Raw genomic sequence first — 21,426 nt, 5'->3', positions numbered from 1 at the left:
GGTCAGCGGAGATCGTCCGTCAATTCCATATCGCCCTTGCCTATTTTCTGCATCAGGTATCCGCAGCCCGCGAAGTGCAGGAAATAGGCGATCCCAAGCTCCTTACGAAGCATCGGCAATACTTCCAGATATTTCTCGGGAGAAATTTCCCTTCCCCATGTTTCAGGAAAATACATGGCCAACATATACATGATCATCCAGTTAAATCTGGGCGAGAATTCTGTTACCTTTCCACTCCTGCATATTTCATAAGAGAGGCCGGGCTGCTCATATAAACGACTGTCGTTATTATAGTTTATATAGGATCTCCTAAACAGATCCCGATGTATCGCTGGGTGCACCACCATCACACCAGTGCAGTACATCTTGATGGTGTCATCGATGTCGATATTCGCGGTATCTTTAAATAGAATTTTATCAGCCATACGCTGCGTCTCAGGCCAATGCTCAGGCCAGATCTCCATGTTTCGGACGCGTTCATTGAAAATATGTACGGATGCTGTCTCCCGCTCCCCACCCACAGCGGGAACCCCGATACAGGAGTGATCAGGGACGCTATTCAATATATTGGGCGCGGTCGAATTGATCAGGATGTCAGCGTCCAGCCAGACAATGCGCTCATATTTCTGCGCCCAAGGCTGGTCCAGAATAAGAAGCTTCTGCCATGCCGGCGACCGGGACGCAGCCAGAGACGAATGGTCCAAGATAGTATTGACAAGTATAATATCGAATCCATGCCTTATTGCATACTTTACCCATTCCTTCTGACACAACTCAACCCAAAGACTAATAAATATATCGCCAATCACCATGGTCACAATGGCATTGCGATGTACAGGAACGTGGTCATTTGTAATTTTTGATGTCAGAAATAGCATCAGCCACTCCCCTTGATCGAATGGCGACCAACCGAACTAACTTTGATTTTCCATATTCTCGGTAACTTTTTCCAAAAAAGAATTCAACCAGAAATAGGGACTATGCCCAAGGTATGGGGAATGCGGCCAAATGGCTGAAGCTGCTATGGCGTGTTTATGAGCAATGGCTGACGTTTCGGTGTGATTCCAAAGCGTCATTGCCTATTCTTGATCGACGGAAGCGCGGCGTCGGTCTCCCCTGTCAGGCCCGCAGATGCTGGTGCCGGCGATCGATATCCGTTCCCGATAGGTTGGACTCATCAGGAACAGGTACCGCAGCGACGACTGCCGCGCCGCGCGTGCGGCGTAGCCGAGCCGCCGGAAGCCGACCGGAAACGCCACCAAACTGGACGCCGATGTTAACAGAGAACAGCTTTAAGGTGCAAAAATGCGACTCCAGCGTCGTTTACCGCACCGTCTCCCCGTCTGCGGCGCTGGCCGTGGCGGCCTGACGGTGCAGAACGGTTTCACGGTGGATGATGTAGAGCCCGCTGGCTGCGACGATGGCGCAACCGGTCCAGATGGCGCGATCGGGGACGTCCCCGAAGATCAGATAGCCGAATCCGGCCGCCCAGATCATGGCCACATATTCGAACGGTGCCAGCAGGGACGGCGGTGCCAGACGGAAGGCCTGGGTAAAGACAATCTGGGCCACGCCGCCGAACAGGCCGACCAGCACCAGCAGGCCCATGCCGCCGGCGTCGGGCGTCCGCCAGTCCGGCAGCATGGCGGCACCGCTGACCACAGCCATGGTCATGACGAAATAGAAGGTGATGGCGCCGTTCGTCTCCGTCCGGGCCAGGGCCCGCACATACAGCATGGACAGGGCATAGAAGAAGGCGGCGGCCAGCGGCATCACGGCCAGCAGGCTGAACATGCCCTGGCCCGGCCGCAGCATGACCATGACCCCGCCGAATCCGACCAGCACCGCCAGCCAGCGCCGCCAGCCCACCTTTTCCTTCAACACCGGCACGGACAGGGCCGTCATGAACAAGGGTGCGGCAAAGCCGATGGCATAGACATCGGCCAGCGGCATATGGGCATAGGAATAGAAGAACCCATAGGCGGCGATGACGCCCATCAGCGACCGGGCGGCGTGGGAGGTGACGCTTTTCGTGCGCAGGCTGGCCGCCCCGCCGGTACGCGCAATCAGCAGACCGATGGGCACCAGGGAGAAGACGGCCCGGAAGAACATGATCTGCCAGGTGCCGTAATCCCGCGCCAGCAGCTTGATCAGGGTGTCCATGATCCCGAACAGGAGTGTGGCCAGGATGAAAAAGCCGATGCCGGCAAGGGTCCGCCCGCCCATCCCGTTCACTCCGCCGGGGCGCGGGAGGTGACCTGCCGGCCCAGCACGGTTTCGCGGTACAGAATATAGAGACCGCTGGAAATGACGATGATCAGACCAATGAACAGCGTACGATCCGGCACGTCACCGAAAATCAGATAGCCATAGGACACACCCCAGATGATCTGGGTGTACTGGAAGGGTGCGGCCACGGCAGCCGGCACCTTGCGGAAGGCCGTCAGCAGACAGACGAACGCCACCCCGCACAAGGTGCCGCCCAGTGCCGACAGGCCCAGATCATGTGCCGTCGGAACGCGCCCCAGCCAGGGTGTCATGGATCCGAACACCAGCCCGCTGGTCAGGGTGGAATAGAAGGCGAATGAAACACTGCTTTCAGTGTTGCGGGCGAACCGTGTGATCAGCATGCCGACTGAATAGAAAAAGGCGCCGCCCAGCACGGCCAGGGACCCGACATTGATCAGTCCGCTGCCCGGCCGCAGCATGATCAGCACGCCGACGAAACCGACGCCCACCGCTGTCCAGCGCCGCCAGCCGACCGGTTCCTTCAGGATCGGCACGGCCAGCGCCGTGATGAACAAGGGCGCCGTGAAGGCCAGCGCATAGGCATCCGCGATCGGCATGCGCGAATAGGCCCAGAAGCCGAAGAAACTGCTGAACAGGCCGCAGCCGGCGCGGATGGCATGATAGATCGGTCGCCGTGTGCGCAGATTATTGTAAAGCCCGCCGAAAATGGCGGCATAGGCCAGAATCGGTCCCAGCGCGAACAGGCTGTTCAGCGCGATGACCTGCGGCACCGAATAGGTTTTGGTCAGCAGCTTGATGGTCACGTCCATGCCGCTGTAGAGCGCAAACGCCGCGACAGCGAGCGCGATGCCGACGGGGAAATTCTCCTCCCCCGACCGGCCCGGGGTGGACGCGGTGCTGTTGGATACGGCGGACATGGATGGAAACCAGGATCAGAAGAGAATGTGGGACAAGAGTTAATCACGTCGGCGTCCGGCCGATAGGGCCGCTTCCGCATGGCCCGCCTGCGCCGGGCGGGTGCGATCACGCTATCAATCGTCGAAATCCGGCAGTTTCAGATCCTTTGCGCCCGCGTGGCGGACATCGGTGGTATTGGCCCCGTCCAGGGCCAGATCGGTGCAGATGGCCCCCGACAGATCGGCGCTGATCAGTTCGGCCCCGCCCAGATCGGCGCGGATCAGGTTGGCCTCGGTGAAGACGGCCTGGGTTGCCTTGGCCTTGCGCAGATGCGCACTGCCCAGATCGGCCTTGTCCAGCCGCGCGCGTTGCAGGTTGGCGGGCCACAGCCGGGCCGTGTTGGACTGGATCTGCACCGGCCCCAGATCGGCGCGCACCAGGATGGCCCCTGTCAATGTGGCGCGTTCCAGCGAGGCACCGCGCAGATCGGTCGCCGTCAGGTCCACCCCGCGCAAATCCGCCAGCGACAGGTCGGCCATGGCCATCGTCGCCCCCGACAGGTCCGCCCCGCGCAGCATGGTCCGGTGCATCAGCGCCGCGGACAGGACACGGCCCGACAGGTCGCGCCCCGACAGGTCCACACCCGACAGGTCGGCGCGCATCCCCTCCCGCCCCTGGCTGTCCACCCAGATGTGGTGATCGTCCAGGATCTGGTCCAGGCTGCGCCCGTCGGCCCCCAGTTCCCGTGACAGGATGGCACCGTCCAGGTTGGCGCTGCGACGGGTATTGTCATCCATGATGACGCCGATCAGATCCGCGCCCAGGAAGGAGGTGGCGTTCAGTTCCGCCCCCGTCAGATTGGCGCCCGACAGCTTGGCGCCTGCCAGATTGGCCTCCCGCAGGTCGGCCCCGGTCATGTCGCAACCGGTCAGGTTGGAGTTGGACAGGTTGGCGCGCATGAATTTCGTGCCGCGCAGGATGGCATCGGTCAGGTCGGTCTGCATGACGAAAGCGTTCGACACCTTCGCCCGCGACAGGTCGGCCGCGCGGATGGTGGCCACCGACAATTCCGTGGTGACGGAAATGGCCTCGAACTCATGCATGGCGATGTCGCCATTCTTGCGCACATGCATGATGGTGCCGTCGCGCAGATCGCAATCGACCATGATGGCCTCTGTCAGCACGGCCCCGCGCAGGCAGGCGCCCCGCAGATCGGCCCGGCGCAGGTCGGCCCCTTCCAGATTGGCCAGGCGCAGATCGGCGGCATAGAAATTGGCCCCCGCCAGGTTCGCCCCTTCCAGCCGTGTGCCGAACAGCTTGGCCCCCGACAGGTCGGCGTCCGACAGGTCAAAGCCCGACAGATCCATATGGGAAAGGTCGCGCAGCTTCAGGTTGGCGCGCGCGCCGCCGGCCTGCCGTCGCAGAAAAGCCTGATGCCGGCTGTGAACAGCCTGCAACTCCGCCGCCGTGATCCGTGTCCGGTCCGGACCCCGCCCGATCTCGCCGCTCATCCCAACCCCTGACTACATGGGAGCATTTCAGTGTGATCAACGCGACCACTATGATCAATCGAGCAATAGGCCAGGAGAAATGAATATTCCGTATATCACCACAGGATGAGTATTGCTTGGCCGCCACCCTAACCTTCGTCCTGGTCATGCCGATGGCGGGACCCCGTCCCCCGGACCGGACGCATTGACTCCCGCTTCGTCCGCCTGTATCAACCCCCAACCCCGTAATGGGTGTGAATTCGGCGTCGAGGCGCCCCGCCAGTCCGCGAGTGTCGCGCACTGGCGCTTTTGCGTTTGGGCATACCCCATCCGCAAAGGCCGTGCGGGACGGTTTGGAACCGGGATGGAAGGCTTGTGATGTTCGACGGACTGACGGGACGGCTTGGCGATATCTTCGACCGCCTGCGCAAGCGCGGAGCGTTGACGGAGGATGACGTCAACGCGGCCCTGCGCGAAGTGCGCATCGCGCTCTTGGAAGCCGACGTCGCCCTGCCCGCCGTGAAGGCCTTTGTCACCGGCGTCAAGGAAAAGGCCATCGGGACGGAGGTGTTGCGCGGCATCAATCCCGGCCAGATGGTCATCAAGATCGTCCATGATCATCTGGTGGAACTGCTGGGGTCTCAGGTCGAAGACCTGAACCTGACGGCTGTGCCGCCGGTTCCCATCCTGATGCTGGGCCTGCAGGGCTCGGGCAAGACCACCACGTCGGCCAAGATCGCGGTCCGCCTGAAGAACCGCGACAAGAAGAAGGTGCTGCTGGCGTCGCTGGACACCCGTCGCCCCGCCGCACAGGAACAGTTGCGCATCCTGGGCGAACAGACGGGTGTGGCCAGCCTGCCCATCGTCGCCGGTCAGACGCCGGTGGAGATCGCCCGGCGCGCCATGGAAGTGGGCCGCCTGGAAGGCTATGACGTCGTCATCCTGGACACGGCCGGCCGTCTGGCCATCGACGAGGAGTTGATGGACGAGGTCGTGGCCATCCGCGATGCGACCAAGCCGGTGGAAAGCCTGCTGGTCGTGGACGCGATGACGGGCCAGGATGCGGTCACCGTCGCCACCAATTTCAACGAACGTGTCGGCATCACCGGCATCGTCATGACGCGCATCGACGGCGATGCGCGCGGCGGTGCGGCGCTCTCCATGCGTCACGTCACCGGCAAGCCCATCAAGCTGATGGGCATGGGTGAAAAGACGGACGCGCTGGAACCCTTCCACCCCGACCGTATCGCCGGCCGCATCCTGGGCATGGGCGACGTGGTCAGCCTGGTGGAAAAGGCGGCCGAAAGCATTGACAAGGAAGAAGCCGAAAAGCTGGCCAGGAAGCTGGAAAAGGGCGGCTTCGACCTGGAGGACATGCTGTCCCAGATGCGGCAGATCCGCAAACTGGGCGGCATGGGCGGGATGCTGAACCTGCTGCCCGGCGTGGGCAAGATCAAGGAACAGCTGAAAAACGCCAATATCGACGAGAAGATCCTGGATCGTCAGGAAGCCATCATCCTGTCGATGACCAAAAAAGAACGGAAGAAGCCGGAGATTCTGAATGCTTCCCGCCGCCGCCGCATCGCGACGGGGGCCGGCGTCACCGTTGCCGACGTGAACCGCCTGATCAAACAGTATCAGGACATGTCGGAAATGATGAAGAAGATGAAGAAGATGGGCCAGAAGGGCCTGCTGCGGCAGGGTCTGGGCGCCCTGATGCCCAAGGGCATGCGCTGATGGCCGGCACGCTGGACATGGCCCAGTTGGACGCGACGGTACAGCGGCTGTCGCTGGACAGCCTGTGGTTCGACGCCACGCTGGCAGCATTGCTGCATGCCGTGAACAACAGCCTGTTCGCCGCCTTCCACCATGACGGCCCGCGCGGGCGCCGGCTGCTGACCCTGCTGGGCTTCGTGGCCGTCACCATGGCGCTATCGGCCCTGCTTGGCCGCGGCTGGGCCTTGGGCTTCCTGGCCCTGTCCACCGCCCTTGTCTTCTATGTCCATGCCGTCTGGCTGCCCAACCATGGCGTCAATGGCTGGACCGGTGAACCGCGCGACCGCTATTTGGCCCTGTTGCGCCGGAAGGATCGCGCATGAGCAAGCCCGTCCAGACCGTTCCCGCCCCCGATCACGCGACGCTGCTGACGGCACGCCTGATGCTGCGCCCGCTGTCGATCGCCGACACGGACGCCATGCACGCGATCTTCAGCGATGCGGAAAGCATGCGTTACTGGTCGCACCCGCCGCTGACCCGGATCGAGGAAACGCGCGAGGTCATGGAAAAGGCGCTGGTCGATGATGACACGACCCGGACCTGGGCCGTGACCACCGATGGCCGCACCTGCCTGGGCTGGGTCACCCTGTTCGGCGTCCACGGCCGCATGGGATGGGTCGGCTATATCCTGTCGCCGCAGGCCCGCGGCAAGGGCTATGCCGAGGAAGCGGTGACGGCGGCGCTGAATTACGGGTTTGGCGCCTGGAACCTGCACCGCGTCGCCGCCAATATCGACCCGCGCAACCACCGGTCGGCCGGCCTGCTGCTGCGCCTGGGCTTCACCCAGGAAGGACACCAGCGCCAGGATTTCATCTATGGCGACCAATATATCGATACCGGCATTTTCGGCATCCTGGCGGCAGACTGGCAGAAGCGGCGGGAAAACCCGCCGGCCCCGCTGCCCACGCTGCGCCAGGGTCCGGTTGTGCTGCGCCCGCTGAAATCCAGCGATGCCGATGCGCTGCACGCCGCCTTTGGCGATCCGGACAGCATGGTCTACATGCCGCATCAGGCCTATACCGATATCGAGCAGACGCGCGACAAGGTGCTGTCCATGACCAGCGGCGCCAAGGGCGGCTGGCACTGGGCCGTGACCACCGATGGCGGCGAATGCCTGGGCTGGGCCCTGCTGCTGAAGGAAACGCCGGCGCAGGTGAACCTGGGCTATATCCTGACGCCAGCCGGCCGCGGCAAGGGGTTGGCCCGCGCCGCCACGGCCGCCATGCTGCGCTACGCCTTCACGGTTCTGAAGAAGAACCGGGTGGAGGCCGAGATCGACCCCCGCAACCACGCGTCGGCCCGTGTGCTGGAAGCCAATGGCTTCACGCGCGAAGGCATCCGCCGGCAGGGCTATGTCCGCCTGCATGGCGAGGTGATCGACAATTGCCTTTACGGAATCCTGGCGTCCGAATGGACGGCAGCGAATGGCGGGGATCAGCAATGACCCGCCGTGAAACCCTCCCGCCTTTCGTACCCGATCTGGACGGGTGCGGGACCATGGCGGTCACGTCCCATCCAGAACTTGTTCAAAATTAAGGAAGACTTCCATGTCCGTTAAGATCCGTCTGGCCCGTGGTGGCTCGAAGAAGCGTCCGTTCTATTCCATCGTCGTCGCCGACAGCCGCGCCCCGCGCGATGGCGCCTTCATCCAGAAGGTCGGCACCTACAACCCGATGCTGGCTTCCGACCACGCCGACCGCGTGACCCTGAACGAAGAAGCCATCAAGGGCTGGCTGTCCAAGGGCGCGCAGCCGACCGACCGCGTTGCCAAGCTGCTGGGCAAGGCCAACCTGATCGAGGCCCCGGCCATCATCGAAAGCCCGAAGAAGTCCGCTCCGAAGGCCAAGGCCCAGGAACGCGCCAAGCTGGCCGCCAAGGCTGCCGAGTAAGTGATGTACCGCCCCTCTCCCGCCGGGAGAGGGGCATGTTTATTGAGAGACCCGCTTTATGACCGATCGCGTTTGCGTGGCCCAGATCATCGGATCGCATGGGGTTCATGGCCGGCTGCGGGTGAAGAGCTTCACCGCCGTTCCCGAAGCCGTGTTCGATTACAATCCCCTGTCCGACGAGACGGGCAAGCGGAGCTTCACCCTGCGCATGACCGGGATGGGCAAGGACCATTTCCTGGTGGAAGCCGTGGGCGTGAAGGGCCGCGATGCCGCCGACGCGCTGAAGGGCGTCACGCTGTTCGTGGACCGTGACCGTCTGCCCGCCCTGGACGATGAGGACGAGTTCTATCATACCGATCTGATCGGCATGGAAACCGTCACCACGGGCGAAGCGGGCGATGCCGTCTTCGGCACCATCAAGGCCATCCATGATTTCGGCGCGGGCGACGTGCTGGAACTGGTGCATGTGTCGGGCAAGACGGTGTTTGTGCCCTTCTCCCGCGCCTGTGTGCCGCTGGTGGATGTGAAGGCGGCCCGTGTCGTCATCGACCCGCCCGTCAACCTGTTCACGCCGGCCCGTCCGGACCCGGAAGAACTGGCGGAAATGGGCGGCAAGCTGTCGCTGGACGACGCGGACGGCGATCAGCCGGCCGAGGAAGGCGACAAGCCGACGGCGGAAGCGGACGAAAGCCGCTGACGCCATGCCGGAGTCCACGCCCCCTTTCCTGCACGTCACCGTGCTGACCCTGTTCCCGGAGATGTTTCCGGGGCCATTGGGGCTCAGCCTTGCGGGAAAAGCGCTGGAAAAGGGCACCTGGACGCTGGAAAAGCTGGACATCCGATCGTTCACGCGCGATAAGCACCGCTCCGTGGATGATACCCCGTTCGGCGGCGGCCCCGGCATGGTCATGCGCCCGGATGTGCTCGATGCAGCCATCCGTGATGCGAAGGCCAGGCAGGAGGCTGCCGGTTTGAAACCGGGCCGGATCGTCTACCTTTCACCGCGTGGACGCGTGTTGGACCAGAACCTGGTGCGGGAGATCGCCCAGGAAGGGGTTCTGACATTGCTGTGCGGGCGGTATGAGGGGATCGACGAACGGGTGATCGAGGAACATCACCTGGAGGAGGTCTCCCTGGGTGATTTTGTGCTGTCCGGTGGTGAACCGGCGGCCCTCTGTCTGATCGACGCCGTGGTCCGGCTGCTGCCGGGTGTCATGGGCAACGTCGAGACGGCGGGGGAAGAGAGTTTTGAACGGGGGTTGCTGGAATACCCCCATTATACGCGGCCACCCGTCTGGAATGGCCGTGCGGTACCGGAGATCCTTTTGTCCGGTCACCATGAGAAGGTCCGGGCTTGGCGGCTCGAACAGGCGGAAAAGATCACGGCGGACCGACGGCCCGACCTGTGGTCCGACTACCTGGCCAGTCGCCCGGCCCCAAAGGTGAAGAAACGCCGAGCCCGTCGGGCATCGGCCGAGCCAACCAAAACCACCGCGATCCCGGACGGGAACGGTGGCGATAGTGAAGGATGAGTACCATGAACATTCTGCAGAAGCTGGAAGCCGAACAGGTCGCCAAGCTGAGCCAGGGCAAGAAGATCCCGACCTTCTCCCCCGGCGACACCGTCAAGGTGAACGTGAAGGTGACCGAAGGCACGCGTGAGCGTATCCAGGCCTATGAAGGCGTTGTGATCGCTCGCAAGAATGCCGGCATCAATTCCAGCTTCACCGTCCGCAAGATCTCCTACGGCGAAGGCGTGGAGCGCGTGTTCCCGCTGTACAGCCCGCGTCTGGACAGCATCGAACTGGTCCGCAAGGGCCAGGTCCGTCGCGCCAAGCTGTATTACCTGCGTGGCCTGACCGGCAAGTCCGCTCGTATCGCCGAGCGTACGACGGGCCGTGGCATGAAGAACGGCCGCTCGATCGCCGAGTAATCGTTCCGGCCCCCGGGCTGACAGTAAAGACCCCGCCGGATGCTTGTCCGGCGGGGTTTTTTGTTATGCGCAGGTGCTGCCAAACCTGCCGCTGGCGCATGCGGCGGCCCGTGCGCCCACCCATTCGGGGCATGGACAGGCTGGGTTGATGGGCGCACCATGGCGACCCTTTTCCACGGACCGGACCGGCCCGATGTCGCCTCGCCACAGCATGTCCAACCTCGCATCGGCCTTGCCCGACGCCCACCAGGATATGCCGATGCTGCTGCAGCCCCTGTTGCCCTGGTGGCGGGCGCTGCCGCGTGACGGGCTGCTGCCCCTGTGGACGGGGGAACTGGTTTTCGATCTGAAGCCCTGGCTGGGCCACATGCTGATGGCCCGGTTCCCGCGCAACGGCGGGGAAGCGCGCTATACGCTCTACGGGTCCGACCTGGTGGCCTTCACGGGCCGCGACCTGACGGGCCAGGGGCTGCGCGATGCCAGCAAGTCGCCGGGCTTTCGCACCACAGCCGAGTCCTATATCACCACGCGCAGTACCGGCCGGCCGCATTGGAGCCGGATTCGCGTCGACCTGCCGGCAGGAACGATGGTGCGGTATGACCGGCTGCTGCTGCCCTTTGCCTGTGCCGATGGCGATGCCCGCGTCCTGGGCGCCATCCGTTTCGACCAGCGCCTGCCCCGGCTGTGGGATGTGGACGAGATGGAATTGACCATCGAGCAGCAGGCGCTGCTGACCTGACCCGGCTTTACATCCGCGCCCGGATGTGTTTCAGTGCCGACCTCTTCTGGAGGAACCCGCCATGGATCTGAACCCGCTGTCCTGACCGCCGCCCTGGGGTCTGCCATTCGTTTCACCGCGAATCGCTTCCTGGACCCACAGGGCTTGTTCTGGATCGACCGGGATTCTCCTCCATGCCGGATTGGCTTGTGGCCGAGGGCCTGTGCTATGCGCACGGCGACGAACGGCCCCTTCTCGACACCATCTCCCTGCGCATCGCCCAGGAACGGGTTGCCCTGATCGGCGGCAATGGCGTGGGCAAGACGACATTGCTGCGCCTGCTGACGGGCGAATTGCGACCGGAGCGCGGCCATGTCGCCCGCCGGGGACACCATTTCTACTGGCCACAGCAATCCCGGGCCGGGGAACGTGTCGGCACGTTGCTGCCGATGGCCCTGGCGGACCGTGGTGCCGCCCTTGCCCGTTTCAACTTGCCGGCCACCCTGCCCGCCGCTCTGCCCCTGGCCTCCCTGTCCGGCGGGCAGGTGGCGCGGGTACGGCTGGCCGCCATCACCGCCACCCGCCCCGATCTGCTGATCCTGGACGAACCGGGCAACGATCTGGATGAAGAGGGGCGACGGCTGCTGACTGACCTGATGCGCGGGTGGCGGGGCGGGCTGCTGCTGGTCAGCCATGAACGGCACCTGCTGTCACTGGCCGATCGCATCCTGGATCTGGGGCCGAAGGGTCTGCGCAGCCATGGCGGCGGGCTGGAAGGCTGGCTGACGGCCAAGGCGGCAGAGCACGCTGCCGCCGAACGCGCACTGGCCGATGCCGACAAGCAGGTTCGCCGGGTCACTGCCAGCACGCGCGAGGCCGAAGCAAGGGCCGACCGCCGGGCCCGTGCCGGCAAACGCGACCGGGAGCGCGGCTCCAACGCCCCCGTCCTGATGGGCATGTGGCGCGGTAATGCCGAGAGCGCGGCATCGGCGCGACGCATGCGGGCCGAACGGCAAACGGCCGATGCGAAGGCGGCACTGGAGGAAGCGCGCAGGCGCCTGCCGCCGCCAAGGCCGCCCCTGCATCTGGCCATCCCGCCCACGGGTCTGTCCGCCGGCCAGTTGCTGTTGCGTGCCGACGGCATCAGCCTGACACGCGGGGGCCGATCCCTGTGGCGGGATCTGTCCTTCACCCTGGCGGGGCCGGAACGGGTGGCCATCACCGGCATCAACGGCGCCGGCAAAAGCAGCCTGCTGGACGTGCTGGCAGGCACACTGCCTGCCGACGGGGGCACGGTGGAACGGGCGCGCGGTCTGCGCCTGGCCCGGCTGGACCAGCGACTGTTGCCGCGCGACCGGGGAACACCCCTGGACCTGATGCGGACATCCCATCCCGATCAACCGGAACAGGAAAGGCGCGCCGCCCTGGCCCGCTTCGGCTTCCGCGCCGAACAGGCGGAAGTTCCGATGGCGGCACTGTCGGGCGGCATGCTGGTGCGTGCCTGCCTCTGTGTGGTCCTGGCCGGGCCCCGGCCGCCCAACCTGCTGCTGCTGGACGAGCCGACCAACCATCTGGACCTGGAGGGGCTGGAGGCGCTGCGCCAAACCCTGCTGGCCTATGATGGCGCCCTGGTCCTGGTCTGCCACGATGCCGAATTCCGACAGACCCTGAACCTGTCGCGCACCGTGGCGCTATAGGTCTCGGGGTGCGCAGGCGACGGCTTCCGCCCGCGCAACCTCCATGGCGGCCGTCAGGCGACACAGCCAGGCATCATCGGCAGCCGCCATGGCCGACAATTGCCGCCGGCGCCGCGCAACGGCCAGCAGCGTGCCGGCGCATTGCGTCCGCAATCGGCTTGCCTCGGCCTCCTGATGCAGGCGCACCAGGACAGAATCCCCACCAGCAAGCGCTGCAAGCCGCATCCGGCGCGGGGGGCGTCCGTCGTAAACCGCATGCAGGCGGTCCAGTTCATCCGGCTGATGGGCAGAAGGGGCAGGATTTTCGGCTCGCATCCGGCGACTCCGGCTATTTCTGGGGGGCAACCCAGCCTAATGCGGCGGCCGCAGACAGATCAAGGATATTTTTCCTAGGATCGTGATGCGATAAAATCCGACTCCCGACCTGACCCTGCGACTCGAGTCGTCAGAACAGGTCGCGAATCGGATGCCCCACCAGGGATAGGGGGTTTGTCCCGTCCCAGCCGCTACTGGCTGGCCCACATGATGCGGGCGATCCATGCCACGTCGGCCATGGGCAGCGAGCGGTCGGGATGGGCACGGTTCAGCGACACCAGTTCCAGGCGGTTGGCCGTCTGCCGCGCCAGCTGCTTGGCCATCACTTCGCCTTCGCGGGTGCGGACCACCACCCGGTCGCCACGCCGGAAGGACGCAGCGGGAGAGACGATGATGATGTCCCCGTCGCGATAGACGGGTTCCATGCTGTCGCCCGACACTTCCAGCGCATAGACATGGTCGTCGGTGACGTGGGGAAATTCCAGCTCATCCCAGCCATTGCCGGCCGGATAGCCGGCATCATCGAAATAGCCGTCATTGCCGGCCTGGGCATAGCCGATGACGGGCACACGCCGGGTCGCCGCGGCCGCCGCGGCCGTATCGGTCCCGGCGGGGGCCGGGCCGTCGCTGGTCATGCTGACGAAATCGGTGAAGCTGCTGCCCGTCGCCTCCAGCACCTTGGCGATGCTCTCCGTCGATGGCCAGCGCAGCTTGCCATCCGGCGTCATGCGCTTGGACTTGTTGAAGGTGGTCGGGTCCAGGCCGCCGCGCTTGGCAAGCCCGGAAGCGGAGAGGCCATGTCGCTGCGCCAGCCGATCAATGGCCCGCCAGATGTCTGAATGCTTGAGCATGGGAGTGTTATCCCAAAATCCTGAGACCGTGTCCTCAGGATACTTTTCACATATGACTTGACATATGACTTTGATCCTTTATTTAATAGGGAAAATTTCTTATTCCATCTCGTCGAGAGGTCCCGTCATGCGCGAGCGCCTGCATCATCCACCCCAGGACATCCGCGCGGGCGCATCGCCCCTGCCGGGCACCGTCCCGTTCGACAGCGTGGAGGAGGCCTGGTTCTGGTTCATGCAGGCCAACGAGGCGCGTCAGGCGGGGGCGCGCATCCGCGCCGGTGAGGGGCTGGTCAAGCGGCCCTGCGAACCGCTGGACATTCTGCGCTCGGTCGATCGCCTGTACCGGCAGCGGCGATTGCTGCGCGACCATCTGCTGGTCCTGGCCCATTACGGCCGCCGGCAGATGGCGCCGGAGGCAGGCCGACTGCGGGAGATGCGCGACAATGGCCTGTGGCGCGAGGCCTTTCTGGTCCTGGCCCCGGCCCTGACCGCCAAGGGCATCGTGCGATGACCAGCCCCGTCCTGCTGGTCTTCTGCCATGACACGGATCTGCCCTGGCTGCGTTGGCTACGGCCCGGCTTCCGCCATGTCTTCGCCGCCCTGCCCGTGACGGGCGGCTGGATCACCCTGGACCCGCTGTCCACCCGGCTGGAGCTGGCCTTCCATCCCTTGCCGGCAGACAGCGACCTAGCCGGCTGGTTCCGGCGTCATGGGCATATCGTCCTGTCCACGGCCACCCGGCCGCCGGCCACGGCCATTCCCGTCCCCCTGGCGCTGCTGACCTGTGTCGGCGTGGTCAAGCGTCTGTTGGGACTGCACGCCCCTTTCGTCCTGACCCCCTGGCAGCTCTACCGCCATCTGGGCGGCGAGCCCCCTGTCCCCCAACCGCAGAATAAGGAGTGCCCATCCTTGGCCCGCCTTGTCTCCTCCCCCAAACCTGCCGCGGCGCCGGCCGCCGCGGCCATCATTCCCGCCGCGGCCGGCGGCGCTTCCCCGCCGGGGACCGTCGCAGCCATGATCACCAATACGGTCGAAACGGTCACCCCCGCCGAACAGAACCTGCTGCGCCGGGCCACGGGCCGAGCTGGCACGGTCTTGACCGGCTGGCGCGGCGTGCTGGCCCCGGGGACATTGGCCCCGGCGCGCAAGAAACTGCTGGGGGAATGAGCATGGCCCCCCGCACAACCCTGTCGGCCGACAAAGGCCACGCCGAAGCCGCCGCCCTGCTGGACCGTCATGCCCGGGCCGCCGCCCGCCGCGCCCCCTGGGAGCCGCTCTGGCGCGACTGTTATGAGCATGCGCTGCCCCAGCATGCGGCCTTTAACCCTGGTGTCGGGCCGCAGCGCGGCGACCGGCTTTATGATGCCACAGCCGCCGATGCCGTGGATCAACTGGCCGCCGCCCTGCTGGCCCAGCTGACCCCGCCCTGGTCGCGCTGGACGGGACTGGCCCCGGGGCCCGACCTGGATCCCGATCTGGCGGCCCGGTTAGCACCACTTCTGCTATCGGCATCAGAGGTCCTGCACGCCCAGATCGACCGGTCGAACTTCGCGGTGGAGGCACACCAGGCCTTTCTGGATGTCGTCACCGGCGGCACGGGCTGCCTGCTGGTGGAAGAGGCGGCCCCTGGCGCGGCTTCTGCGCTGCGCTTCACAGCCGTGCCGCTGGCCGATCTGGTGCTGGAGGAGGGAGAGGAGGGGCGGCTGGACCATCTCTATCGGCGCCAGCGCCTGACACTCGCCGAACTGGCCGCCCGCGTCCCGCCCGACCGACTGCCCCTGGCGGTGAAGCGCGAGGGGGCCGCCGATCCCACCCGCCGCTTCGCCCTGGTCGAATCGGTGATGGCAGAAGGGGCGGCCTGGCGCTGGCGGCTGGTGCTGGCAGAGGGGGAGTCCGCCCTGCTGGCCGACGGACGCTTTGCCGACATGCCCTTCATCGCTTTCCGCTGGCTGAAGGCCCCGGGCGAAACCTATGGCCGCAGCCCCGTGATGAAGGCCCTGCCTGACATCAAGACGGCCAACAAGGTGGTCGAACTGGTGCTGAAAAACGCCTCCATCGCCGTCACCGGCATCTGGCAGGCTGACCAGTTATATTTTCCGGTATATTCGCGCCCTTTCCAGAATGAAGGCATCCCATTGAAATGCCTCGGGTTTCGGCGTGAAAATGGGGTCGTGGGCAACGTGAGTAAACGACGGAATATTCCGCTTGCTGCTTACGTGGTGCTTACGGGCTGCTTCTATGAAGGTGGGTGTGATGCCGAAGATCACGAAGAAGCTGGTGGATGCTTTGGAGCCTGGGGAGCGTGACGTTTTCGCCTGGGATAGTGAGTTGCCGGGCTTCGGTCTGCGGCTCACCCCAGGCGGCTCCCGGACCTATCTGGTTCAGTACCGGGCCGGTGGCCGATCCCGCCGGATGACGATAGCCCGGCATGGCATCATGACCGCCGAAGAGGCCCGGAAAGAAGCCAGGAACATCCTGGCCGACGTGGCGCGGGGCCTGGACCCGGCGGAGAAGCGGGCGGAGCAACGCCGTGACCTGACCGTCGCCGAACTGTGCGACCTGTATGTCACCGAAGGCATGACCACGAAGAAGCCTTCTACCATCTCCACGGACAAGGGCCGGATCGAACGGCATATCAAGCCGCTGCTGGGCAAGCGACAACTGCGCTCCATCACGCGGGCCGACATCGAGCGGATGCAGGCGGACATCGCCGCCGGCCGGACCAAGGCCGATATCAAGGGTGGGTTCAAGTCCCGCTCAATCGTCACCGGCGGCCGGGGCGTGGCCACGCGGACCCTGGGCTTGCTGTCGGGGATATTCCAGTTCGCGGTGAACCGCTCGCTCCGGCCGGATAACCCTGTGCGAGGTGTGAAACGGCATGCCGATAAGAAGATGGAACGCTTCCTGTCGCCGGCGGAGATGGCGCGGCTGGGCAAGGCCCTGGCCGACCTGCTGGACGATGGCGCCAATGCCCCGCCGGTGGGCGTGATCCGCATGCTGATCCTCACCGGCTGCCGACGGGGGGAAATCACCGGGCTGCGGTGGGAGTGGGTGGATTGGGATAGATCCTGCATCCGCTTCCCGGATTCCAAGACCGGGGCCAAGGTCGTGCCGCTGGGTGCTCCGGCGCTGGAAATGCTGGCGGAGATGAAGCCGGATCGGGCCGCCGGGCCTGTCTTCCCCGGACGCGGGCGGAACGGCACCACCACGGCCGTCTATCAGGCCTGGGAGAAGGCACGGGAGCGGGCCGGCCTGCCTGGTGTCCGCATCCATGACCTTCGGCACAGCTTCGCCAGCGTGGGCGCGGCCGGCGGTGATAGCCTGGTCGTGATCGGGGCGCTGTTGGGTCACCGGGACACGGGTACGACGGCACGTTATGCGCACCTGGCCGATGATCCCCTGAAGGCGGCCGCCGACAGGATCGCCAACAGCGTTGCAGCGGCGATGAAGGGTGACAGCGCAAAGGTGGTGCCGCTGGTGGGCGAGCGCAAACGGCTTGGGGCTTAGGCGATAGCGGATCATGAGATATGATCTTTAGCCGCATTGAAACACTTATCAGCCGATGATAGATATCTCTTAAAAGAACGGTCCAAAGATGAGTGACGATCCTTGGGGCTTACAGATCCTTCTCGACATGAATGGTCAGAGGGGTGAGGTAGGGGGTGGGTTTTGGTTCAAGATCGAGGCGCATGCTGTAACCGCATCGCCCGCGATCCCGCATGGTATCAGCTATTCGCTGACCCTGCATGAGCCAAGCGGTGCGCGCATCTACGGAATAGACAATGCCCATGCTCCCAAGGTTACGGGGGAGCGTAAAGGGCCGGGCCGTGTCCGTCGTGTAGAGTTTGACCACCAGCACGAAGGAAAGAAGATCAGTTACTATGAGTACGTGACCGCAGCCGACCTCTTGGAGGATTTCTTCCTCAAAGTCGACGCGATCCGAGCAGAGAAAGGAGTGACACCATGACCGAGCGCGTTGTGAGGGTCGGTATCGCGACCTATGAGCAACAGAAGGCGCGGTTGATGGCTATTGCTCGCGGTGAGTATAAGCCATCCGCCGACGAGCCGAAGGTCTGGTTTTCGTCCATTGAGAGCTTCGCTCAGGTGCTTTCGACGAAGAACCAGCTTCTGTTGGAGATGATCGCCGAGTCGCAGCCGGCTTCCGTGACGGAGTTGGAGGCGTTGAGCGGCCGCAAAGGATCAAACCTGTCTCGCACCCTGAAGACGCTGGCCGGCTTCGGCTTGGTCGCGCTGGAGAAGCACGGCAAGACCGTGGTGCCGCGGGCGCTCTATGACCGCGTGTCCGTCGATCTGCCTTTGCTGGCAGCGGCACATAGCCGGGGGGCGCTGGTGGCCGGCGCCTGCTGAACTACCGATGCGCTTGCGGTTCGCCGTGGTGCGCCTCAAGTCCACCGAGAGGTGGCGGGCCGACAAGGCCGACAGCCCCGCCTTCTGAGGTGGGGCTTTTGTTTTCTGATCCTGCTGTCGGGCCCTGGCCATGTACCACTACACGGAATGCGGCATGCCCAATGTCTGGCTGGCGAATGGCTTCACGGCCAGGGTCACGCCATATGGGAAGGCGATAATCGTCGCCGATGTGGAGGGGCTGCACCGGGCCGTCGGCTCGCACCTGGTGGAGTGGAAGGCACATCTTACCGGTGCGGAGTTTCGGTTCCTGCGCAAGGAACTGAATCTGTCCCAAAACGCCCTTGCCGGCTATTTCGGCAACGATGCCCAGTCTGTCGCCCTGTGGGAGAAGCGGGGCCGGGTGCCGAAATGGGCAGACCGGTTCCTACGTGCGATCTACCGGGAGCATAAGGAAGGCAATGCCCATATCCGCGAGATCGTGTCCAGGCTGAACGACCTGGACCGGCAAGCCTATGAACGGCAGGTGTTCGAGGATACGCCGGATGGGTGGCTGGCGGCTGCGTGAGTGACGACTATCCCTTCCGGCCGATTGACTCTACGGGAACATATGTGGAACAAATTGGCCGTCAACGCCTGAAGTCTGTGAAGCCCGCCCGGTTCTGCCGTGGCGGGCTTTTCATTTTCTCAGCAGGGTTCGGCTTGTCCCCCGGAGGGAAGAACCAAAGACGTGTTTTCCTCGACCGGTCCTTAGTCTTTTTCATGCGCGTGCAAAATGGAGGAAAAAAGTAACTCTGGTCATCCAGGTGGACGAGTATTCTGGGAGGCATGCTGACAGGGAGGCGATGTGAACGACATCCTGTTAACACTGGACGATGTGGCCGACCGGCTGCACGTCAGTTCAAGAACGGTCCGGGCACTGATCCGCCGCCATGACGCGCCTCACATCAGAGTCGGCCGGCGCATTCTGTTGTCGGAAGCGGATTTCACCGCCCTGGTCGAGGCGATGCGGCATGTTCCCACGAGAGCGCTTGTTGAGCCCGTCCCGCGTAGAAGAGACACAGATGCAAGGCTTCAGGCTCTGCTCAAGGAGAAGCCACCGAAGAGGCGGCGCTAAGCCGGACGCCCGGCCCGCCACCGTCTGATATTGATCCATCGTCGATGAATGCGACGCCGGCTGCTTCTAGGGCGGCGCGGATCGTTTCGACGGTGCGAGGATAGAGGGACTCGCCCCGCTCCAGGCGTGCGACGGTGTCAGGTGAAACGCCAGCGGCGGCGGCAAGATCACGCACCCCCCATCCGATCGCGGCGCGGGCCATGCGACATTGAACCGATTTCATCGTTACCATGTTACGAAGTTGTTGCGTCGACCTGTGATCGTGTATATCGTAACAGCGTACGGTTTTCATAACAAGGGCCGTAACGGCCGAGAGCGGCTACCCCCCAGCTCCAGGCCTACCCACAATTGTCTGATAGGAGACTGGATCATGGATAGGCTTGATCCCAACCCTACCACTTTGCTTAGTACCAGCCCAGAATGGCGGCTCGACCTGATGCCGCTGATCCGTAGCGGCCGTGTTGACGCCGAAGATGCCGTCGAAGCCCTTCTTGCACACCTGGACAGCCTCGATGGCGATACCGCCCCGGCGCCTCCCGACGCAGATGGTTGTGCCAGGAAGGGGGTGCGCCATGCCGGTGGTTAACTATCGACCTGATGCCGAAGGCCTGGAGGATACGATCCTGGCCATGACGTATTTGGCCATCCTTGCCGGCGCTGCGATGGAGCGGGAGGACGGCCTTGACGTGACTGACGCTGTAACCTGGGCGGCGGCCGAAATCGCGCACCGCGGGCTCTATTTGACGCGAGAGATGGAATGCGGCCGGAAACAGGGGCGCAATCATGGGTAAAGCCGTCTTTATCAAGGGGGACAGCGACGAATTCTTCCCGCACGTTAGCGATGCGCGGCGGCTTGACGATCTGACAGGCATGATCTGCAAGACTGTTGAAAGGATGGAGCGATGGAACCGCCGGCCAGTTTCCGACGCAACGGCCAACAAAACTTTGGACGAGTTGGCGAAACTCACCGCGCTTGTGACCGACGCGCCGGCCCGCGATCTGGCCGGCCTGAAGGCCAAAGCCACCGCCCTGGAACTGGCGAATATGAGGGCAATCCGGACTGATGACGATCCGGGGCAGAACGACGTGGAAGCGCTGATCTGGAGCATCGTTCGGGATATTCATGCGATGACATAGGGCCCCGGACGTCTGGCACAGCCCCCCATGGGGTCGGTTAAAGCGACACCCTCCGCGTGACGGAAACCAAGAGAACAGTCAATTTCACGATATCGCGATAAAATCGCGAAAACCATCTTGCGCCATCGGCTTAATTTTGCGATAAAATCTGAAAATGCCGGAGGCGAATTATGAAGCTGCGTGAAATGTCCGACCTCCTGGGTTCCCTGCTTGGGAAGACAGAAGCTCAAATGCGGACATATGTTGATCACATCCGCGCCGTCGGACTTCTTACGACTGGCCCCCGCGGGCGGGGAGCGCCCGATATGGGGCCTGGCGATGCTGTAAATTTGCTTCTGGCTATCGAGGGCTCCGAGCGCGCCATTCACGCAGCCGATACTGTTCACATCTACGGGGCTTTGCAGGCTTACCGCGCTCGCTCCAAGGTCGGGAATGAGTTCTTCAATTTCCTGTTACAAGACGATCTACGTTTTTCATCAGCACTACAGGAATTGATCAAAAGCGCCAGAGACGGTTCACTACAGAAATTTTTCCGCAGTTTGGACCCGCCTCAGTTCAACGAGTCTATGGCGGGACTGTCCTATGGACTCGAAATCAAGTTCTACCTTCCGCAGCCCACTGCGCGAATACTGTTCTGGTACATTGACCAAGATCATAATAGGAAGGAGCTGGTCAATGTTCCATTCGTTGTCAATGCCAATGAGATGTTCCGAGAAGACGTTAGCAACAAACTGAAGTTGCTCAACAATCGCTCCGGTGATGAGCGCACAGAGAAGACCATCACACACAAGACAGTTCTATCTATTGGCGAATCCATTCGAAAATAGATAGCCACCGAACGGAGAAATTTAAATGAACAATCACGAAATGCGCTGCGAGGCGCAAACGCCCGAACTTTGCCTGCGATCACGTCCCTGTGCGTGGTGTAGGAGCGCTGTCTGCCCTGGCGGGCGGTCATCGTGGTTCTTCGGTAAAGTCTGGTCACCACAAC

General features: G+C 63.5%; 28 protein-coding genes. 21 read left to right on the top strand and 7 right to left on the bottom strand.

Translation table 11 applies throughout. The annotated features are described in order from the left end of the window. Positions 1-2: 2 nt before the first annotated feature. From ACODTW_RS22800 to ACODTW_RS22785, 4 genes are all read right to left on the bottom strand, one after another. Complete coding sequence (locus ACODTW_RS22800; RefSeq protein WP_488948406.1) at positions 3-878, bottom strand: hypothetical protein; 876 nt, start codon at positions 876-878, stop codon at positions 3-5. 445 nt (positions 879-1,323) lie between these two features. Next, positions 1,324-2,226 (bottom strand): DMT family transporter, encoded by a 903-nt coding sequence (locus tag ACODTW_RS22795; RefSeq protein WP_488948405.1) that lies wholly within the window; start codon positions 2,224-2,226, stop codon positions 1,324-1,326. A 5-nt stretch (positions 2,227-2,231) separates the two neighbouring features. After that, the gene (locus tag ACODTW_RS22790) at positions 2,232-3,167 is read right to left on the bottom strand and encodes a DMT family transporter (protein WP_488948403.1); all 936 of its coding nucleotides are present in this window, start codon (positions 3,165-3,167) and stop codon (positions 2,232-2,234) included. Positions 3,168-3,281: 114 nt separating this feature from the next. Further along, positions 3,282-4,658, bottom strand: coding sequence for a pentapeptide repeat-containing protein (locus ACODTW_RS22785; protein WP_488948402.1), 1,377 nt, complete (start codon positions 4,656-4,658; stop codon positions 3,282-3,284). A gap of 357 nt (positions 4,659-5,015) precedes the next feature. Here ACODTW_RS22785 and ffh point away from each other — a divergent pair, with 357 nt between their 5' ends. From ffh to ACODTW_RS22740, 9 genes are all read left to right on the top strand, one after another. Further along, on the top strand, positions 5,016-6,374 hold the full coding sequence (ffh, locus tag ACODTW_RS22780) for a signal recognition particle protein (protein WP_488948401.1): 1,359 nt from the start codon (positions 5,016-5,018) through the stop codon (positions 6,372-6,374). Continuing rightward, the gene (locus ACODTW_RS22775; protein ID WP_488948400.1) at positions 6,374-6,736 is read left to right on the top strand and encodes a hypothetical protein; all 363 of its coding nucleotides are present in this window, start codon (positions 6,374-6,376) and stop codon (positions 6,734-6,736) included. Before ffh ends, ACODTW_RS22775 begins: the two co-directional genes overlap by 1 nt. After that, on the top strand, positions 6,733-7,857 hold the full coding sequence (locus ACODTW_RS22770; protein ID WP_488948399.1) for a GNAT family N-acetyltransferase: 1,125 nt from the start codon (positions 6,733-6,735) through the stop codon (positions 7,855-7,857). Before ACODTW_RS22775 ends, ACODTW_RS22770 begins: the two co-directional genes overlap by 4 nt. Before the next feature lie 103 nt (positions 7,858-7,960). After that, complete coding sequence (gene rpsP / locus ACODTW_RS22765) at positions 7,961-8,302, top strand: 30S ribosomal protein S16 (RefSeq protein ID WP_488948398.1); 342 nt, start codon at positions 7,961-7,963, stop codon at positions 8,300-8,302. 58 nt (positions 8,303-8,360) lie between these two features. Continuing rightward, positions 8,361-8,999, top strand: a complete 639-nt coding sequence (gene rimM / locus ACODTW_RS22760) for a ribosome maturation factor RimM (RefSeq protein ID WP_488948397.1) — start codon at positions 8,361-8,363, stop codon at positions 8,997-8,999. 4 nt (positions 9,000-9,003) lie between these two features. Beyond that, positions 9,004-9,834: a tRNA (guanosine(37)-N1)-methyltransferase TrmD gene (gene trmD, locus ACODTW_RS22755; RefSeq protein ID WP_488948396.1), complete on the top strand. Its 831-nt coding sequence runs from the start codon at positions 9,004-9,006 to the stop codon at positions 9,832-9,834. A 5-nt stretch (positions 9,835-9,839) separates the two neighbouring features. Next, a complete protein-coding gene (gene rplS, locus ACODTW_RS22750; protein ID WP_488948395.1) occupies positions 9,840-10,235 on the top strand; it encodes a 50S ribosomal protein L19 in 396 nt (131 codons plus the stop codon). Between the two features lie 259 nt (positions 10,236-10,494). Beyond that, entirely contained in the window at positions 10,495-10,974 is a 480-nt protein-coding gene (locus ACODTW_RS22745) for a PAS domain-containing protein (RefSeq protein ID WP_488948394.1), read from the top strand. Between the two features lie 173 nt (positions 10,975-11,147). After that, positions 11,148-12,650, top strand: coding sequence for an ATP-binding cassette domain-containing protein (locus tag ACODTW_RS22740; RefSeq protein ID WP_488948393.1), 1,503 nt, complete (start codon positions 11,148-11,150; stop codon positions 12,648-12,650). Here the strand turns inward: ACODTW_RS22740 and ACODTW_RS22735 are convergent. Both ACODTW_RS22735 and ACODTW_RS22730 read right to left on the bottom strand, forming a co-directional pair. Next, positions 12,645-12,836 carry a hypothetical protein gene (locus ACODTW_RS22735; protein WP_488948391.1) on the bottom strand — a complete coding sequence of 64 codons (192 nt, stop codon included), beginning with the start codon at positions 12,834-12,836 and terminating at the stop codon, positions 12,645-12,647. The genes ACODTW_RS22740 and ACODTW_RS22735 overlap by 6 nt on opposite strands. Positions 12,837-13,156: 320 nt before the next feature. Next, positions 13,157-13,816 carry a S24 family peptidase gene (locus ACODTW_RS22730; protein ID WP_488948390.1) on the bottom strand — a complete coding sequence of 220 codons (660 nt, stop codon included), beginning with the start codon at positions 13,814-13,816 and terminating at the stop codon, positions 13,157-13,159. A 127-nt stretch (positions 13,817-13,943) separates the two neighbouring features. Between ACODTW_RS22730 and ACODTW_RS22725 the strand changes: the two genes are divergently transcribed. The 8 genes from ACODTW_RS22725 (at position 13,944) to ACODTW_RS22690 (ending at position 19,298) form a co-directional block, all read left to right on the top strand. Continuing rightward, complete coding sequence (locus ACODTW_RS22725) at positions 13,944-14,327, top strand: hypothetical protein (protein ID WP_488948389.1); 384 nt, start codon at positions 13,944-13,946, stop codon at positions 14,325-14,327. Next, the gene (locus tag ACODTW_RS22720) at positions 14,324-14,983 is read left to right on the top strand and encodes a hypothetical protein (protein WP_488948388.1); all 660 of its coding nucleotides are present in this window, start codon (positions 14,324-14,326) and stop codon (positions 14,981-14,983) included. The genes ACODTW_RS22725 and ACODTW_RS22720 overlap by 4 nt, the downstream gene beginning before the upstream one ends. Before the next feature lie 2 nt (positions 14,984-14,985). After that, positions 14,986-16,122, top strand: coding sequence for a portal protein (locus tag ACODTW_RS22715; RefSeq protein WP_488948387.1), 1,137 nt, complete (start codon positions 14,986-14,988; stop codon positions 16,120-16,122). Further along, complete coding sequence (locus tag ACODTW_RS22710; RefSeq protein WP_488948386.1) at positions 16,070-17,323, top strand: tyrosine-type recombinase/integrase; 1,254 nt, start codon at positions 16,070-16,072, stop codon at positions 17,321-17,323. The genes ACODTW_RS22715 and ACODTW_RS22710 overlap by 53 nt, the downstream gene beginning before the upstream one ends. Before the next feature lie 88 nt (positions 17,324-17,411). Then, a complete protein-coding gene (locus ACODTW_RS22705) occupies positions 17,412-17,783 on the top strand; it encodes a toxin-antitoxin system TumE family protein (RefSeq protein WP_488948385.1) in 372 nt (123 codons plus the stop codon). Then, positions 17,780-18,184, top strand: coding sequence for an HVO_A0114 family putative DNA-binding protein (locus ACODTW_RS22700; protein WP_488948384.1), 405 nt, complete (start codon positions 17,780-17,782; stop codon positions 18,182-18,184). The genes ACODTW_RS22705 and ACODTW_RS22700 overlap by 4 nt, the downstream gene beginning before the upstream one ends. A 154-nt stretch (positions 18,185-18,338) precedes the next feature. Beyond that, a complete protein-coding gene (locus tag ACODTW_RS22695) occupies positions 18,339-18,749 on the top strand; it encodes a helix-turn-helix domain-containing protein (protein WP_488948383.1) in 411 nt (136 codons plus the stop codon). A gap of 279 nt (positions 18,750-19,028) precedes the next feature. Continuing rightward, the gene (locus tag ACODTW_RS22690) at positions 19,029-19,298 is read left to right on the top strand and encodes a helix-turn-helix domain-containing protein (RefSeq protein WP_488948382.1); all 270 of its coding nucleotides are present in this window, start codon (positions 19,029-19,031) and stop codon (positions 19,296-19,298) included. On the opposite strand, the gene ACODTW_RS22685 is transcribed toward ACODTW_RS22690, so the two are convergent. Next, the gene (locus ACODTW_RS22685) at positions 19,267-19,500 is read right to left on the bottom strand and encodes a helix-turn-helix domain-containing protein (RefSeq protein ID WP_488948380.1); all 234 of its coding nucleotides are present in this window, start codon (positions 19,498-19,500) and stop codon (positions 19,267-19,269) included. The genes ACODTW_RS22690 and ACODTW_RS22685 overlap by 32 nt on opposite strands. Positions 19,501-19,668: 168 nt before the next feature. Here ACODTW_RS22685 and ACODTW_RS22680 point away from each other — a divergent pair, with 168 nt between their 5' ends. The 4 genes from ACODTW_RS22680 (at position 19,669) to ACODTW_RS22665 (ending at position 21,262) form a co-directional block, all read left to right on the top strand. Continuing rightward, a complete protein-coding gene (locus ACODTW_RS22680) occupies positions 19,669-19,884 on the top strand; it encodes a hypothetical protein (RefSeq protein WP_488948379.1) in 216 nt (71 codons plus the stop codon). Next, the gene (locus tag ACODTW_RS22675; protein ID WP_488948378.1) at positions 19,871-20,089 is read left to right on the top strand and encodes a hypothetical protein; all 219 of its coding nucleotides are present in this window, start codon (positions 19,871-19,873) and stop codon (positions 20,087-20,089) included. The genes ACODTW_RS22680 and ACODTW_RS22675 overlap by 14 nt, the downstream gene beginning before the upstream one ends. After that, a complete protein-coding gene (locus ACODTW_RS22670) occupies positions 20,082-20,435 on the top strand; it encodes a hypothetical protein (protein WP_488948377.1) in 354 nt (117 codons plus the stop codon). Before ACODTW_RS22675 ends, ACODTW_RS22670 begins: the two co-directional genes overlap by 8 nt. Positions 20,436-20,605: 170 nt before the next feature. Next, positions 20,606-21,262 (top strand): hypothetical protein, encoded by a 657-nt coding sequence (locus ACODTW_RS22665; RefSeq protein ID WP_488948376.1) that lies wholly within the window; start codon positions 20,606-20,608, stop codon positions 21,260-21,262. The last annotated feature ends 164 nt before the right edge of the window (positions 21,263-21,426 follow it).

It is taken from the genome of Niveispirillum sp. FG148 (assembly GCF_057809655.1).
This window is presented reverse-complemented; position numbering and strand designations above follow the sequence as displayed.